We start from the raw sequence: 14,947 nt of genomic DNA, 5'->3' as shown, positions 1-14,947 counted from the left end.
GCATGCAGACTTTCCGCAGAATCCCACTCGCCAGGAGGACACCCATGGCCGGAACCAACCAGGGCATCATCGACCCGCCGATCGACAGCCTGCTCGAGCGAGTCGACTCGAAGTACCAGCTCGTGATCTACGCATCCAAGCGTGCGCGCCAGATCAACGACTACTACTCCGATCTGCACGAGGGCAACCTCTTCGACAACGTCGGCCCGCTCGTCGACTCCACCGTCGAGGACAAGCCGCTCACGATCGCCCTCCACGAGATCCACGAGGACAAGCTCCGGCTGCGCGCCTCGGAGTGATCCGAACCCGCGGAATGCCGCGCCTCTTCGCGTCTGAGACGCCGGGAGTCGCGGCATTCCGTTTTTGTCCGCACCCCTGGGCATAATGGCGTGGGGTCCGCCCCCGCTCACCCCGATCCGCCTCTTCCAGGAGCACCATGACCGCGCTGCGTCTGTTCACTTCCGAGTCCGTCACCGAGGGTCATCCTGACAAGATCTGCGACCAGATCTCGGACTCGATCCTCGACGCGCTGATCGCCGAAGACCCGAACGCGCGCGTCGCCGTGGAGACCCTCGTGACGACCGGCCTCGTACACGTGGCGGGCGAGGTGCGCACCGAGGGCTACGCCGACATCCCCTCGATCGTGCGTCGCGTGGTCAACCACATCGGCTACACGTCGAGCGAGACCGGCTTCGACGGTGACTCGTGCGGTGTCACGGTGTCGATCGGCGAGCAGTCGAGCGACATCGCCGGCGGCGTCGACGACGCCCTCGAGAGCCGCGAGCACGGCTCCGTCGACCCGTACGACGCGCTGGGCGCCGGTGACCAGGGCATCATGTTCGGCTATGCGACGAACGAGACCCCCCAGCTCATGCCGATGGCGATCTGGACGGCGCACCGCATGGCCGAACGGCTCACCGACGCCCGCCGCAGCGGGGCGCTGCCGTTCCTTCGTCCCGACGGCAAGACGCAGGTCACCCTCGGCTACGACGGCGCCGTGCCGCGCACCGTCGACACCGTGGTGCTGTCCACGCAGCACAACCCCGACATCTCGCTGGCCGCGCTGCGCGCAGCGGTGCAGGCCGAGGTCATCGATCCGGTGCTCGAGCTCACCGGGCTCGACGCGTCCGAGGTGAACTACATCATCAACCCGGCCGGGCCGTTCGTGACGGGCGGCCCGAAGGGCGATGCGGGCCTGACCGGCCGCAAGATCATCATCGACACCTACGGCGGCGCGGCGCGCCACGGCGGCGGCGCCTTCAGCGGCAAGGACCCGTCGAAGGTCGACCGCTCCGCCGCGTACGCGATGCGCTGGGTCGCCAAGAACGCCGTCGCGGCGGGCCTGGCCGAGCGGCTCGAGGTGCAGGTCGCGTACGCGATCGGCAAGGCGCACCCGGTCGGTCTCTACGTCGAGACGTTCGGCACCGGCACGGTGGCCGACGAGGTCATCACCTCGGCGATCCGCGACGTGTTCGACCTGCGGCCGAAGGCGATCATCGAGCGACTCGATCTGCTCCGCCCGATCTACGCCAGCACGGCCGCGTACGGTCACTTCGGTCGTGAACTGCCCGACTTCACGTGGGAGCGCACCGACCGCGTCGACGAACTGCGCGCCGTAGCGGGACTCTGAACGCTCCGGCATCCCCGCCGTGCACAGCGATCCGAGGCGGAGCGAGGCGGCGGTAGCATGAGCGCCCGCCGCCTCGCGCGTGTGCTGATCGACTCTCCGCTCCCGCAGCTCGATCGCCTGTTCGACTACGCCATCCCGGTCGAGCTCGCGGAGTCCGCGCGCGCCGGCGTCCGCGTGCGGGTGCCGCTGCGGACGGCGGGGCGCATGGTCGACGGCTACCTCGTCGAGGTCGCCGACGAGGACGACGGCGACCGGCCGCTCTCCGAGCTGGACGCGGTGGTCTCTACCGTGCCCGTTCTTCCCGCGCGCCTCTACGAGCTCGCCCGCCGTGCGGCCGACCGCGCGGCGGGCTCGGCGAGCGACATCCTGCGGCTGGCGATCCCCAAGCGCATGGTGCGCGCCGAGAAGGCGTGGATCGCCGCAGGCGACCCTCCGGCGCCGCGGGTCGCCGACGACGCGCGCGCGTGGGCGGTCGAGCAGCTGGCGCCGTTCCCCGGGCTGGGCGAGGCGATCCGCGAGAGCCGGCGGCTCGCGGTGACGGCGCCGCCTCGGCCTGTCGCCGTCGCCGGGGCGCCCACCGTCGGGGCTTGGGCGATCCAACTCGCCGCCGCGGCGGTGCACACCCTCGCGGCCGGCCGCAGCGCCGTCCTCGTCGTGCCCGACCACCGCGACCGGGCGCAGCTCGAGGCCGCTCTCCACGGGCGCGTGCCGGCGGACGCGCTCGTGCGCGACGACTCGCGTCAGTCGTCTCCGGCACGGTACGCCGGGTATCTGCGCATGCTCGCCGACGTGCCGTGCATCGTCCTCGGCAACCGCTCCGCGGTATATGCGCCGGTGCACGACCCGGGCCTGGTCGCGTTGTGGGACGACGGCGATCCGCTGCTGGCCGAGCCGCTCAGCCCCGGCGTGCACGCGCGCGACGCGGCGCTGCTGCGACAGGAGCTCGAGGGCACGGCGCTGCTGCTGTCCGGCCACACCCGCACGACCGATGTCGAGCGGCTGGTCGCGATCGGCTGGGTGACCGAGGTCGTCGCCGCGCGGCGCGAGTCGCCGCGCGTGGTGCTGAGCGCGACGCGCGAAGGCGAGTCGCGCGGCGCCCGTGTTCCTTCCACGGCCTTCGCCGCCGCCCGCGAGGCGCTGGCGCACGGCCCGGTGCTCGTGCAGGTCGCCCGCCCGGGATACGCCCCTGTGCTCGTGTGCGCCGAGTGCCGGCATCCCGCCCGTTGCGCGCACTGCGCGGGGCCCCTGCACGCGCGACGTCCGGGTGTGGCGCCCGTGTGCGCCTGGTGCGGGCGCACCGCGACCGCCTGGACGTGCCCGCAGTGCTCGTCGGCGCGGGTGCGCATGGCCTCGTCGGGAAGCGAGCGCACCGCCGACGAGCTCGGCCGCGCGTTCCCGGGCGTGCGGGTGATCGTGGCCGACGGCGAGCACCCGGTGACCGAGGTTGACGGGCGCCCTGCGCTGGTCGTCGCGACCCGCGGCGCAGAGCCGGTCGCCGAGGGCGGGTATCGCGCGGTGATCCTGCTGGACGGCGAACGGATGCTGCAGGCCGACGACCTGCGCATCGCCGAGTCGTGTCTGCGATGGTGGTCGAACGCGGCGGCTCTGGCGGCGCCCGGGGCACCCGTGCACCTTGTGGGGGTCTCCGGCGCGATCGCGCGGGCGCTGGCGACGTGGACGCAGCCCGCGTACGCCCGCTCCGAGCTCGCGGACCGCGCCCCGCTGCGCATGCCGCCGACCGTGCGGGTCGCGGCCGTCGACGGCGCACGTCCGGCCGTCGAGGCCGCCCTGGCCGCGCTGCGCGCCGACGTGCCCGAGCTCGACGCCGAGGCGGTGCTGGGTCCGCTCGCGCGCGACGAGGGAGTGCGGGCGCTGGTGCGGTTCGAGTACGGGCTCGGCGCCCGTGTCGCCGAGAGCCTGCGGGCGGCGGTGATCGCCGATGCCGTCAGCGCGCGCAAGGGGCGCGCAGGACGCGCGAATGCGGTCCGCAATAGACTCAGGGTGCGGGTGGACGTGCCCGATCTCGAACTGTGAGGAGTCCGATGCGCCTCGTGTTCGCCGGTACGCCCGAGCCTGCGGTGCCGTCGCTTCGGCGTCTGGCGGCATCCGATCACGACATCGCCGCGGTGGTGACCCGCTCCGACAAGCCGGTCGGTCGAAAGCGCGTGCTGACGCCGTCGCCGGTCGCGGCCGCGGCCGACGAGCTCGGGCTCGACGTGATCCGCGCCGACCGCCTCGACGCCGACGCGACCGCGCGCATCACGGCGCTGGGCGCCGACCTCGGCGTGATCGTCGCCTACGGCGGGCTCGTGCGCGAGCCGCTGCTGTCGGCGCCGCGCCACGGCTGGATCAACCTGCACTTCTCGCTGCTGCCGCGCTGGCGCGGCGCCGCCCCCGTGCAGCACGCCCTGATCGCCGGCGACGCGGTGACCGGTGCGAGCGTGTTCCAGCTGGTGCCCGAGCTCGACGCGGGCGATGTCTTCGCCGAAGAGCCGTTCGAGGTGCCGCAGAATGCGACGGCCGGTGACCTGCTCGCGGCCCTCGCCGTCTCGGGCGCGGGCCTTCTCGCGGGCGTGGTCGACGCGATCGCCGCAGGCACGGCGGTCGCGAGCCCGCAGTCGGGAGCGGTGACCATTGCCGGAAAGCTCGGCGACGCCGACGGCGCGATCGGCTGGAACGAGCCGTCCGCGGCGGTGCTCGGCCGCATCCGCGGGGTGACGCCCGAACCCGGCGCGCACACCACCGTCGAGGGCGCGCGCCTGAAGATCCTCGAAGCGCGGGACGCGGCATCCGTCGCCGATGCGGCGCTGGCCCCGGGCGAGTTCGCCTTCCGCGGCAGAGCGGTGCTCGTGGGCACCGCGGACGACCCGGTGGAGCTGGTGGCGGTGCAGCCCGCCGGCAAGGGCGTCATGCGCGCGGGCGACTGGTGGCGGGGCCTGCGGCGCGAGACCCTGCAGGCGGACTCATGAGAGTCGCGCCCGCGCGAGCCGTCGCGTTCGACACGATCCGAGCCGTGCACGAGTCCGACGCGTTCGCGAACCTGCTGCTGCCGACATCGATCTCGCGCGCCGGGCTCTCGGCCTCCGATGCGGCGCTTGCGACCGAGCTCACCTACGGCACGCTGCGCCGGCAGGGCACCTATGACGCGGTGATCGCGATCGCCGCCGACCGCGCGGTGCACGACATCGACCCGGGTGTTCTCGATGCGCTGCGCCTGGGCGTGCACCAGCTGATGTCGACGCGGGTGGCCTCGCACGCGGCGGTCAACGAGTCCGTCGAGCTGGCGCGGGCGAGCGCGGGTCGCGCGGCGTCGGGGTTCGCCAACGCCGTGCTGCGGCGCGTCTCGCGCGACACGCCGGGGGAGTGGATGTCGCGCATCGCCGACCTCGCGCGAAGCGACGACGAACGCATCAGCCTCACGCACGCGCACCCGGTGTGGGTCGTACGGGCGCTGCGTCGCGCGCTTGCCGCTGAGGGCCGCGCCGACGAGCTCGAAGCGCTGCTGACCGCCGACAACGCGGCGCCGCGCGTGACGATGGCGGCTCTGCCGGGTCTCGCGGAGCGCCCGGACGACGCCCGTCACACGCCGTTCTCGCCGGTGGGCTTCCGGCTCGAGGGCGGCGACCCCGAAGCGGTGATCGCGCAGGCGCAGGGGCGCGTGCGCGTGCAGGACGAGGGCTCTCAGCTCGCAGCGCTCGCGCTCACACGCGCGGTACCCGTGCGCGCCGGGGAGCGCTGGCTCGACCTGTGCGCCGGCCCCGGCGGGAAGACCGCGGTGCTGGCAGCCGAGGCGCTCGCGCACGGCGCGACGCTCGAGGCCAACGAGATCTCGCCCGCCCGCGCGGGGCTCGTGCGCAAGGCTATCGCCGGCGTGCCGCTGGAGGTGCCGGTGTCCGAGCAGGACGGCCGCGTCCGTGCGGGCGAGGCGCCGGGGGAGTACGACCGCATCCTCGTCGACGCGCCGTGCACCGGGTTGGGGGCGCTGCGCCGCCGCCCCGAGGCACGATGGCGCAAGGCGGCCGCGGACGTCCCCGAGCTCACGGCGCTGCAGATCGAACTGCTGGGCGCGGCGGTCGGCGCCCTGAAGCCCGGCGGGATCGTCGCGTACGTGACATGCTCGCCGCACCTCGCCGAGACCGCCGGTGTCGTCGCCGAGGTGCGCCGGGAATGGGGCGAGGCGCTCGAAGAGGTGTCCGCGGGCGCTGTCGTGACAGCGTTGAGCGATTCCGATCCGAACCTGGCTCCGCAGGCCGACGGGTCGGGCCGCGCTCAGCTGTGGCCGCACCGCCACAACACCGACGCGATGTCGATCTCGCTGCTGCGGCGGGTCTGACCCGAGTCCTCAGCCGGACTCCTCGCGCAGCACGAACGAGTCCGGCATGGTCTGGAACTCGGTGCGCAGGGCCACCAGGGCCCCCGGGTTCGCCCGCCCGAGCTCGCTGGCGTCCACCGTCACGACGGTGCCCTCCGCAAGCCCCGCGGCGAGCTCGCGGAGCACCGCGACGACGCGCTCCGAGCCTGTGAAGCCGAGCTCTCCGCCGAGCCTCACAAGGCGCCCGTCCTCGACGGTCTCGACCGACACCGCCGGCTCGCCGAGGCTCTCGTGCAGTTCGAGGAGGTGCATCCCGAACCGGTCCGCGACGGCCTCGACGAGCGCGCTGGCGCGCACGCTGTTGCCGTGCGCGTCGAGGCGGGGGCTGAACGCGGCGACGCCGAACTGCGAGGGCGCGACGGCGAGCAGGCCCCCGCTCACCCCGCTCTTGGCGGGAAGCCCCACGCGCAGCAGCCATTCGCCCGAGTAGTCGTACATGCCGCAGCTCGCCATGATCGCCAGCACGTCGCGCGCGACCGGCTCCGACACCACACGGCGCCCGGTGACGGGGTTCATCCCGCCGAACGCGAGCGTGGCGCCCATGACGGCGAGGTCGCGCACCGTGACGAGCACCGAGCACTGCCGGAAGTAGGTCTCGACGGCGACGTCGACGGCCCCCGCGATCACGTCGTGCGAGCGCAGCAGATGCGCGAGCGCGCGATTGCGGTGCCCGGTCTCGGACTCCGACGCGTAGACCTTCTCGTCGATCCACAGCGACCGCCCGGCGAACGCGGACAGCGCATCGACGATCTTGCCCGTGCGCGTGTCGACGTCGGCGCCCTCGATGAGCGCCGTCGTCGCGATCGCCCCCGCGTTGAGGAGGGGGTTTGCGGGGCGCCCGGTGCCGGGTTCGAGGCTGATCGCGTTGAACGGCTCGCCGCTGGGCTCGACGCCGACCTTCTCGAGCACGCCGTCGCGTCCGCGCTGCTCCAGGGCGAGCGCGAGCACGAACGGCTTCGAGATGGACTGGATGGTGAACGCGACCTCGTCGTCGCCGACGGTCCGCACGCGGCCCCGAGGACCGGCGACGGCGAACGCGAGGGGAGCGGGGTCGGCATCTCGAAGCTGCGGGATGTACGAGGCCGTCTCGCCCGCGTCGTGCGGCCTGACCTCTTCGAGCATGCCCGCGAGCAGCTCCGTGATGGGGTCCACGGCTCGACCATAATGGAGGCGTGCACAGTCGCGACATGGGTCCTGCCCGCATCCGCATCAATCCGAGCATCCTCGCCGCCGACTTCGTCAACATGCAGGCGGAGCTGGACCGTATCTCGTCGGCCGACTTCGTCCACGTCGACGTGATGGACAACCACTTCGTTCCGAACCTGACGTTCGGCCCGCAGATGGTCGAGCGCATCCAGGCGACCAGCCCCGCGCCGCTGGACGTGCATCTCATGATCGACGACCCCGGGCGCTGGGCTCCGGGGTACGCCGAGCTCGGCGCGGCATCGGTCACCTTCCATCTCGAGGCGGCGACCGAGCCCGTCGATCTCGCCCGTCGGCTGCGCGACATCGGGGCGCGGGCGGGGATCGCCGTCAAGCCCGCCACGCCCGTCGAGAGCCTGTTCGATGTGCTCGGCGAGTTCGACCAGATCCTCGTGATGACCGTGGAGCCGGGGTTCGGCGGCCAGTCGTTCATGCCCGAGACCATGCCGAAGCTGCGCCGTCTCGCCGACGAGGCCCGCCGCCGCGGCTCCGAGGTGTGGCTGCAGGTCGACGGCGGCATCGGCGAGTCGACGATCGCTCAGGCCGCCGAGGCGGGGGCCGACACCTTCGTCGCCGGGTCCGCCGTGTTCGGTGCGGGAGATCCGGATGCCGCGATCGAGGCGCTGCGCACGGCGGCGGCCCGCGCTCACGTGCACTGAGCCGGCGAACCGGGGGAGCGCGCTGGTTCGCTACCCTTGAAGGGTGAAGACGTTCGACGAGTTGTACAGCGAGCTCGCCCGCAAGGCCGCCGAGCGGCCCGAGGGCTCGGGAACGGTCGCTCAGCTCGACGCCGGGGTGCATGCGATCGGCAAGAAGATCGTCGAAGAGGCCGCCGAGGTGTGGATGGCCGCCGAATACGAGCCGGTGGATGCCGCTGCCGAAGAGATCTCCCAGCTGCTGTACCACCTGCAGGTGCTCATGCTCGCGAAAGGCCTCACCCTCGAAGACGTCTACCGACATCTGTGAGTGCGCCCCGACCGTCACCCTCCACTCACGAAAGCCACCCGCCGATGCTGCGAATCGCCGTGCCGAACAAGGGGTCGCTCGCCGACACCGCCACCGAGATGCTCCAGGAGGCGGGTTACGTCGGTCGCCGTGACCCGAAAGACCTCCACACCATCGACCCGTACAACGAGGTCGAGTTCTTCTACCTGCGCCCGAAAGACATCGCGACCTATGTGGGCTCCGGCGCCCTCGACGTCGGCATCACCGGGCGCGATCTGCTGCTTGATGCGCGCATGCCCGGTGCGCACGAGATCGAGGCGCTCGGCTTCGGCGACTCGACGTTCCGCTTCGCCGGCCCTCCCGGCCGGTTCACGACCGTCGAAGACCTGCAGGGCCTCCGGGTGGCGACCGCCTACCCGGGCCTGGTCGACGCGTTCCTCGACGAGCGCGGCGTCGCCGTCGACCTTGTGCCGCTCGACGGCGCGGTCGAGTCCGCGGTGCAGCTGGGGGTGGCCGATGCCGTCGCCGACGTGGTCTCGACGGGTACGACGCTGAAGCAGGCCGGCCTCGAGATCTTCGGTCCCGTGCTGCTGGACTCCGAGGCGGTGCTCATCGCCGCGCCCGAGGAGGCGGAGGGGACCGACACGTTCCTGCGGCGCCTGCGCGGCGTCATGGTGGCGCGCCGCTACGTGCTGATCGACTACGACCTGCCGGCATCCCTTCTCGAGCAGGCGGTCGCGATCGCGCCCGGGATCGAGTCGCCCACGATCTCGCCGCTGCGTGATCCGGAGTGGGTGGCGGTGCGGGTGATGAGCCCGCGCAAGGGCGTCAACAAGGTGATGGACGAGCTGTACGCGATCGGCGCACGGGCGATCCTCGTCACCGCGATCCACGCGGCGAGGCTGTGACATGACCCTCGCGCGTCGTGTGATCCCGTGCCTCGACGTGGCTGCCGGCCGGGTGGTGAAGGGCGTCAACTTCCAGAACCTGCGCGACATGGGCGACCCTGTCGAGCTGGCCGCGCTGTACTTCGCGCAGGGCGCCGACGAGCTGACGTTCCTCGACGTCACCGCGACGGTGGACGACCGCGCCACCACGTACGATGTGGTGCGGCGCACCGCCGAAGAGGTCTTCATCCCGCTCACGGTGGGGGGCGGTGTGCGCACCGCCGACGACGTCGCGCGACTGCTGTCGGTGGGCGCCGACAAGGCGGGCGTGAACTCCGCCGCGATCGCCCGGCCGGCCCTGATCGACGAGATCGCCGACCGCTTCGGCGCCCAGGTGCTCGTGCTCTCGCTCGACGTGAAGCGATCGCAGGCGACCGAGTCCGGCTTCGTCGTGACGACCCACGGCGGCCGCACCGAGACGACGCTCGACGCGCTCGCGTGGGCGCGCGAGGCGATCGAGCGCGGCGCCGGTGAGCTGCTGGTCAACTCGATCGACGCGGACGGCACGAAGGAGGGCTTCGATCTCGAGCTCGTCGCCCTCATGCGTGAGATCTCCAGTGTGCCGGTGATCGCCTCGGGCGGTGCGGGCCGCGTCGAGGATTTCGCGCCTGCCGTGCACGCCGGCGCCGACGCGGTGCTGGCGGCGAGCGTGTTCCACTCGGGGCAGCTGACGGTCGGCGAGGTCAAGTCGGCGATGGCCGCCGACGGAATCCTGGTGCGCGGCGTGGAGGGGACGCAATCATGAGCGGGATGGTCGAGCAGCGGGTGGCGCGCGTGGCCTTCAACGCGGACGGGCTCGTCGCGGCGATCGTCCAGCAGTGGGACACGCGCGAGGTGCTGATGCTGGGCTGGATGGATGCCGAGGCGCTGCGCCGCACGCTGACTGAGGGCCGCGTCACGTTCTGGTCCCGCTCACGGCAGGAGTACTGGCGCAAGGGCGACACGTCCGGCAACATCCAGCTCGTGCGCGGCGCGCGCCTGGACTGCGACGGCGACGCCGTGCTGCTGCAGGTCGAGCAGGTGGGGCCGGCGTGCCACACCGGCACCCGCACGTGCTTCGACGCCGACGACCTGGACCCGGTGACGGCTCCGGCGGATGCCGGGGCGCGATGATCCGTCGCGCACGGCTGGTCTCGGTGCTCGCGATCGTCGCCGCTGGCGCGATCGGCGTCATCGCGTCGACCCAGAGCTGGCTCGAAGTGACGCTCGCCGACGGGGCAGCCCAGACCCTCGGCGTGCCCGGCGCGCAGGCCGTCCCGCTCCTGACCCCGCTGAGCCTCGCCGCGCTGGCCGTCGGCGCGGCCCTCACCCTCGTCGGCACCGTGCTGCGCTACGTATTCGGCGCCTTGGCGCTCGCGCTCGGCGCGACCCTGGTGATCACGGTCGGCAGGGTGCTGTTCACGCATCCGGTCGACGCGGTCGCGTCCGCCGTGACGGCCGCGACGGGCATCACGGGACACGACGCCGTGACGGCCCTCGTGGCGGAGGTCACCGCCACGGCGTGGCCCGCGGTCGCGTTTGGCGCGGCTGTGGTGCTCACCGTGGCGGGCGCGTTCGTGCTCGTCACGGCGCGCACGTGGCGCGGGAGCGGGCGGCGGTTCGAGACGGATGCCGCCGCCTCGGCCGCTGCGCCGGCTGCGGCATCCCGCCCGCATGACGCGATCGACTCGTGGGACGAACTGTCCCGCGGCGAGGACCCGACCGCGTGAGCCGCTAGACTGACCCCGCCCGAGAAACCACGGAGGACCCATGAGCAACCCCATCGACGACCCTGGCCACGGACACTCTCCCGCCGCCTGGACGGCGGTCATCATCATGCTCCTCGGGGTGTCTATCGGCACACTCTTCTTCTTCCTCGAGATGCCCATGCTGGTGTGGGCGTCGGTCGGTCTCGTCCTGATCGGCGCGCTCGTGGGCTGGGGCATGGCCAAGGCCGGTTACGGCGTCAAGGGTCCGAAGTACTCGCCGAAAGCGCACTGACATGCTGGCCGACCTCACGGCCGGCGCGGTGGAGGATGCCCAGGCGCGCGCCTCGGTGCGGCCCCTGGCCGAGGTCGAGGCGCTCGCCCTCGCACAGACGCCCGCGCTCGACGCGCTCGTCCTGCTCGCCCCGTCGGAGCGCGTGAAGATCATCGCCGAGGTCAAGCGCGCGAGCCCGTCGCGCGGCGACCTCGCTGACATCCCCGATCCTGCGCTGCAGGCCCGCTGGTACGAGCAGGGCGGCGCGTCGGCGATCTCGGTGCTCACCGAGCGGCGCCGGTTCAAGGGCAGCCTCGCCGACCTCGAGGCGGTCCGCGCCGCGGTGTCGCTGCCGGTGCTGCGCAAGGACTTCATCGCGACCGAGTACCAGGTGCTCGAAGCGCGCGCGTCGGGCGCCGACCTGGTGCTGCTGATCGTGGCGGCGCTGGAGCAGCCTGTGCTCACGCGCCTGCACGCGCTGATCCTCGACCTCGGCATGACCCCGCTGGTCGAGACGCACTCCGCCGCCGAAGTGGATCGCGCCGTCGACCTCGGCGCACGGCTCGTGGGCGTCAACGCCCGTGACCTCTCGACGTTCCAGCTCGATCGCGACCTCTTCGGCCGGCTGGCCGACCGCATCCCGGCAGGCACCGTGAAGGTCGCCGAGTCGGCGGTGCTTCAGCCCGCCGATGTCGCCCACTACCGCGCGGCCGGCGCCGACGTGGTCCTCATCGGCGAAGCCCTCGTCACCGGGGATCCCGTGGCGACGCTTCGGTCGTTCCTCGATGCCGGGGACGCCTCGGCAGTCACCGACGGGAGGCAGGCCTCGTGAGTCTGCGCACTCAGCCCGGACCGTTGTTCGGCGAGTTCGGCGGCCGCTATATGCCGGAGTCGCTCATCGCGGCGATCGACGAGCTCACCGACGTCTACGAGCGTGCGATCGTCGATCCGCAGTTCCAGGCCGAGCTGCTGGCTCTGCTCCACTCGTACGCGGGGCGGCCGTCGCCGATCACCGAGGTGGCCCGCTTCGCCGAGCACGCCGGCGGCGCGCGTGTTTTCCTCAAGCGCGAAGACCTCAACCACACCGGATCCCACAAGATCAACAACGTGCTCGGGCAGGCCCTGCTCACCAAGCGCCTCGGCAAGACCCGCGTGATCGCCGAGACCGGCGCCGGCCAGCACGGCGTGGCCACCGCGACTGCGGCAGCGCTGTTCGGGTTCGACTGCACGATCTACATGGGCGAGGTCGACACGCAGCGCCAGGCGCTGAACGTCGCGCGCATGCGTCTGCTCGGCGCCGAGGTCGTGCCGGTCAAGACCGGCTCGCGCACGCTCAAGGACGCGATCAACGAGGCGTACCGCGACTGGGTCGCCAGCGTCGAGACGACGAACTACATCTTCGGCACGGCGGCGGGGCCGCATCCGTTCCCGGCCATGGTGCGCGACTTCCAGAAGATCATCGGCGAAGAGGCCCGTGCGCAGCTGCTCGACGAGACCGGGCGCCTGCCCGACGCGGTGCTGGCGTGCGTGGGCGGCGGCTCGAACGCGATCGGAATGTTCGACGCGTTCCTCGACGACGAGTCGGTGAGGCTGTACGGCGTCGAGGCTGCCGGTCAGGGCGTGGACACCGACCTGCACGCGGCATCCATCGAGCGCGGCCGCCCCGGGGTGCTGCACGGGGCGCGCACGTTCGTGCTGCAGGACGAAGACGGTCAGACCGTCGAGTCCCACTCGATCTCGGCCGGCCTGGACTACCCGGGCGTCGGACCTGAGCACTCGTGGCTCGCCTCGATCGGGCGCGCCGAATACATTCCGGCGACCGACTCCGAGGCGATGGACGCACTGCGCCTGCTGAGCGAGACCGAGGGCATCATCCCCGCGATCGAGTCGGCGCACGCGCTGGCCGGGGCGCTGCGGATCGGCCGCGAGCTGGGGCCTGACGCGATCCTCGCCGTCTGTCTCTCGGGCCGCGGCGACAAGGACATGGACACCGCCGCGCGCTGGTTCGGCCTGTACGACGAAGGAGCGGGCCAGTGAGCTCTCGTGTCGCCGCGGCGATCGACGCAGCCCGGGCCGAGGGGCGCGGAGCGTTCATCGGCTACCTGCCGATCGGCTTCCCGGATCTCGAGACGAGCATCGAAGCCGCCGTCACTCTCGTCGAGAACGGCGTCGACATCCTCGAGCTCGGTCCGCCCTACTCCGACCCGGTGATGGACGGACCGGTCATCCAGGACGCCACGCAGGCGGCTCTGGCGGCTGGCTTCCGCCTGCGCGACACGTTCACGGCGATCCGCGAGATCACCCGCCGAGTGGATGCCCCGGTGCTCGTGATGTCGTACTGGAACCCGATCGTGCAGTTCGGCGTCGACCGCTACGCGGACGAGCTCGTCGCGGCCGGAGGCGCAGGTCTCATCACTCCCGACGTCACGCCCGAGGCGGCGGGGGAGTGGATCGCCGCTTCCGAGCGCACCGGTCTGGATCGGGTGTTCCTCGCGGCGCCGACCTCCACCGACGAACGCCTGGACCTCATCGTGCGCAGCACGACCGGGTTCGTCTACACGGTGTCGACGATGGGCATCACGGGCGAGCGGGCGCAGCTGGATGCCGCTGCCCGCACTCTCGTCGGGCGGCTGCGCGCTCACGGCGCCGAGCGCGCGTGCGTCGGCATCGGCATCTCGAATGCCGACCACGTCTCGGGCGTGCTCGAGTACGCCGACGGAGCGATCGTCGGCACGGCGCTCGTCCGTGCCCTCGCCGAGGGCGGCATCGAGGGCCTTGCGCGCACCGCGCGCGCTCTCACGGCCGGCACGGCGTCGTCCGCGACCTCCGCTTAGACTCGATTCGGCCGGCACGACGCCGGCGACCCCCGCAGCAAGGACGATCCATGATTCACGCCGCTCAGATCGCGTTGACGAGCATTCCGAGCCCGCCGATCAGCTACTTCGATCTCGGGCCGCTGCGCATCCATATCTACGCGCTGTGCATCATCGTGGGAATCATCGTCGCGGTCCTCCTGACGAACCACCGACTCACCAAGCGCGGCGCCGAGCCGTGGGTGGTCATCGACATCGCTCTGCTGGCCGTGCCGCTTGCGATCATCGTGGCGCGCATCTATCACGTCGTCACCCACTGGGACTTCTACTTCGGCGAGGGAGCCGACCCGTGGTCGGCGCTGCGCATCTGGGAGGGCGGGATCGCCATCTACGGCTCGCTGATCGGCGGCGCGGTCGGTGCGTGGCTCGGCTGCCGGTGGACGGGAATCCGCTTCAGCGCGTTCGCCGACGCACTGGCCCCCGGGCTGATTCTCGCGCAGGCGATCGGCCGCTTCGGCAACTGGTTCAACCAGGAGCTCTTCGGGCTTCCCACCGACCTGCCGTGGGGCCTCGAGATCGACCCCGAAAAGTCCGCCTTCGTACCCGGGCTCGCCGAGGGCACCCTCTTCCACCCGACGTTCCTCTATGAGGTCATCTGGAACACGCTCGGCGCGCTGGTGCTGCTGTGGGCGGGCCGCCGGTTCCGGCTGCAGTGGGGCCGCCTTTTCGGCCTGTACCTCGTCTGGTATGGCGCGGGTCGCATCGTGTGGGAGTCGATCCGCATCGACCCGAGCGAGATCTTCCTGGGGCTGCGCACCAACGTGTGGGCCGCGATCATCGGCGCCGTCGTCGGCATCGCGCTCCTGATCGTGCAGAAGCGCCGCCACCCGGGCCTCGAACCGTCTCCGTACCTTCCGGGACGCGAGTGGCGCCCCAAGGGCGCTGTAGAATCGCAAGACGCTTCGCAATATGTCGACATCAGCGCACCCCCTGCAGATGCGGCGGCCGAAGATCGGGCCACGAGCACTCCCACCAGCAAGTAGCGCTGCCTCGGCAGCAACGTTGGGCCGACGGCGTC

Annotated in this window: 17 protein-coding genes; 16 read left to right on the top strand and 1 reads right to left on the bottom strand. The window is 72.0% G+C overall.

Annotated elements, in window-relative coordinates; translation table 11 throughout:
* The first annotated feature begins 44 nt into the window (after positions 1 to 44).
* The 5 genes from rpoZ to AB1K54_RS06660 all read left to right on the top strand — a co-directional run bounded on the left by rpoZ (position 45) and on the right by AB1K54_RS06660 (position 5,963).
* Positions 45 to 299 carry a DNA-directed RNA polymerase subunit omega gene (gene rpoZ / locus AB1K54_RS06680; protein WP_371201953.1) on the top strand — a complete coding sequence of 85 codons (255 nt, stop codon included), beginning with the start codon at positions 45 to 47 and terminating at the stop codon, positions 297 to 299.
* A gap of 137 nt (positions 300 to 436) precedes the next feature.
* Complete coding sequence (gene metK, locus AB1K54_RS06675) at positions 437 to 1,630, top strand: methionine adenosyltransferase (RefSeq protein WP_371201952.1); 1,194 nt, start codon at positions 437 to 439, stop codon at positions 1,628 to 1,630.
* Positions 1,631 to 1,687: 57 nt separating this feature from the next.
* A complete protein-coding gene (locus tag AB1K54_RS06670; protein WP_371201951.1) occupies positions 1,688 to 3,664 on the top strand; it encodes a primosomal protein N' in 1,977 nt (658 codons plus the stop codon).
* A gap of 8 nt (positions 3,665 to 3,672) precedes the next feature.
* The gene (gene fmt / locus AB1K54_RS06665) at positions 3,673 to 4,599 is read left to right on the top strand and encodes a methionyl-tRNA formyltransferase (RefSeq protein WP_371201950.1); all 927 of its coding nucleotides are present in this window, start codon (positions 3,673 to 3,675) and stop codon (positions 4,597 to 4,599) included.
* On the top strand, positions 4,596 to 5,963 hold the full coding sequence (locus tag AB1K54_RS06660; protein ID WP_371201949.1) for an RsmB/NOP family class I SAM-dependent RNA methyltransferase: 1,368 nt from the start codon (positions 4,596 to 4,598) through the stop codon (positions 5,961 to 5,963). The genes fmt and AB1K54_RS06660 overlap by 4 nt, the downstream gene beginning before the upstream one ends.
* 9 nt (positions 5,964 to 5,972) lie before the next feature.
* Here AB1K54_RS06660 and glsA read toward each other — a convergent pair whose 3' ends face one another.
* The gene (gene glsA / locus AB1K54_RS06655) at positions 5,973 to 7,154 is read right to left on the bottom strand and encodes a glutaminase A (protein WP_371201948.1); all 1,182 of its coding nucleotides are present in this window, start codon (positions 7,152 to 7,154) and stop codon (positions 5,973 to 5,975) included.
* 35 nt (positions 7,155 to 7,189) lie between these two features.
* Here glsA and rpe point away from each other — a divergent pair, with 35 nt between their 5' ends.
* Genes rpe through lgt form a run of 11 tightly spaced genes read left to right on the top strand, consistent with a single transcriptional unit; the run spans position 7,190 to position 14,912 of the window.
* Positions 7,190 to 7,864: a ribulose-phosphate 3-epimerase gene (rpe, locus tag AB1K54_RS06650; RefSeq protein ID WP_371202015.1), complete on the top strand. Its 675-nt coding sequence runs from the start codon at positions 7,190 to 7,192 to the stop codon at positions 7,862 to 7,864.
* Positions 7,865 to 7,907: 43 nt separating this feature from the next.
* Entirely contained in the window at positions 7,908 to 8,171 is a 264-nt protein-coding gene (locus tag AB1K54_RS06645; RefSeq protein WP_371201947.1) for a phosphoribosyl-ATP diphosphatase, read from the top strand.
* Positions 8,172 to 8,215: 44 nt separating this feature from the next.
* The gene (gene hisG, locus AB1K54_RS06640) at positions 8,216 to 9,058 is read left to right on the top strand and encodes an ATP phosphoribosyltransferase (protein ID WP_371201946.1); all 843 of its coding nucleotides are present in this window, start codon (positions 8,216 to 8,218) and stop codon (positions 9,056 to 9,058) included.
* Position 9,059: 1 nt separating this feature from the next.
* The gene (gene hisF, locus AB1K54_RS06635) at positions 9,060 to 9,842 is read left to right on the top strand and encodes an imidazole glycerol phosphate synthase subunit HisF (protein WP_371201945.1); all 783 of its coding nucleotides are present in this window, start codon (positions 9,060 to 9,062) and stop codon (positions 9,840 to 9,842) included.
* A complete protein-coding gene (gene hisI, locus AB1K54_RS06630) occupies positions 9,839 to 10,210 on the top strand; it encodes a phosphoribosyl-AMP cyclohydrolase (protein WP_371201944.1) in 372 nt (123 codons plus the stop codon). Before hisF ends, hisI begins: the two co-directional genes overlap by 4 nt.
* Positions 10,207 to 10,806: a Trp biosynthesis-associated membrane protein gene (locus AB1K54_RS06625; RefSeq protein WP_371201943.1), complete on the top strand. Its 600-nt coding sequence runs from the start codon at positions 10,207 to 10,209 to the stop codon at positions 10,804 to 10,806. Before hisI ends, AB1K54_RS06625 begins: the two co-directional genes overlap by 4 nt.
* Positions 10,807 to 10,846: 40 nt before the next feature.
* Positions 10,847 to 11,077 (top strand): DUF6704 family protein, encoded by a 231-nt coding sequence (locus AB1K54_RS06620; protein ID WP_371201942.1) that lies wholly within the window; start codon positions 10,847 to 10,849, stop codon positions 11,075 to 11,077.
* Between the two features lies 1 nt (position 11,078).
* Positions 11,079 to 11,888, top strand: a complete 810-nt coding sequence (trpC, locus tag AB1K54_RS06615; RefSeq protein ID WP_371201941.1) for an indole-3-glycerol phosphate synthase TrpC — start codon at positions 11,079 to 11,081, stop codon at positions 11,886 to 11,888.
* Positions 11,885 to 13,093, top strand: a complete 1,209-nt coding sequence (trpB, locus tag AB1K54_RS06610; protein ID WP_371201940.1) for a tryptophan synthase subunit beta — start codon at positions 11,885 to 11,887, stop codon at positions 13,091 to 13,093. The genes trpC and trpB overlap by 4 nt, the downstream gene beginning before the upstream one ends.
* Positions 13,090 to 13,890, top strand: coding sequence for a tryptophan synthase subunit alpha (trpA, locus tag AB1K54_RS06605; RefSeq protein ID WP_371201939.1), 801 nt, complete (start codon positions 13,090 to 13,092; stop codon positions 13,888 to 13,890). The genes trpB and trpA overlap by 4 nt, the downstream gene beginning before the upstream one ends.
* A 50-nt stretch (positions 13,891 to 13,940) precedes the next feature.
* Positions 13,941 to 14,912 (top strand): prolipoprotein diacylglyceryl transferase, encoded by a 972-nt coding sequence (gene lgt, locus AB1K54_RS06600; protein WP_371201938.1) that lies wholly within the window; start codon positions 13,941 to 13,943, stop codon positions 14,910 to 14,912.
* The last annotated feature ends 35 nt before the right edge of the window (positions 14,913 to 14,947 follow it).

The organism is Microbacterium sp. BWT-B31, assembly GCF_041379855.1.
Classification (GTDB): Bacteria; Actinomycetota; Actinomycetes; order Actinomycetales; family Microbacteriaceae; genus Microbacterium.
The sequence above is the reverse complement of the archived record's forward strand: the minus strand, read 5'-3'. Positions and strand labels throughout refer to the sequence as shown.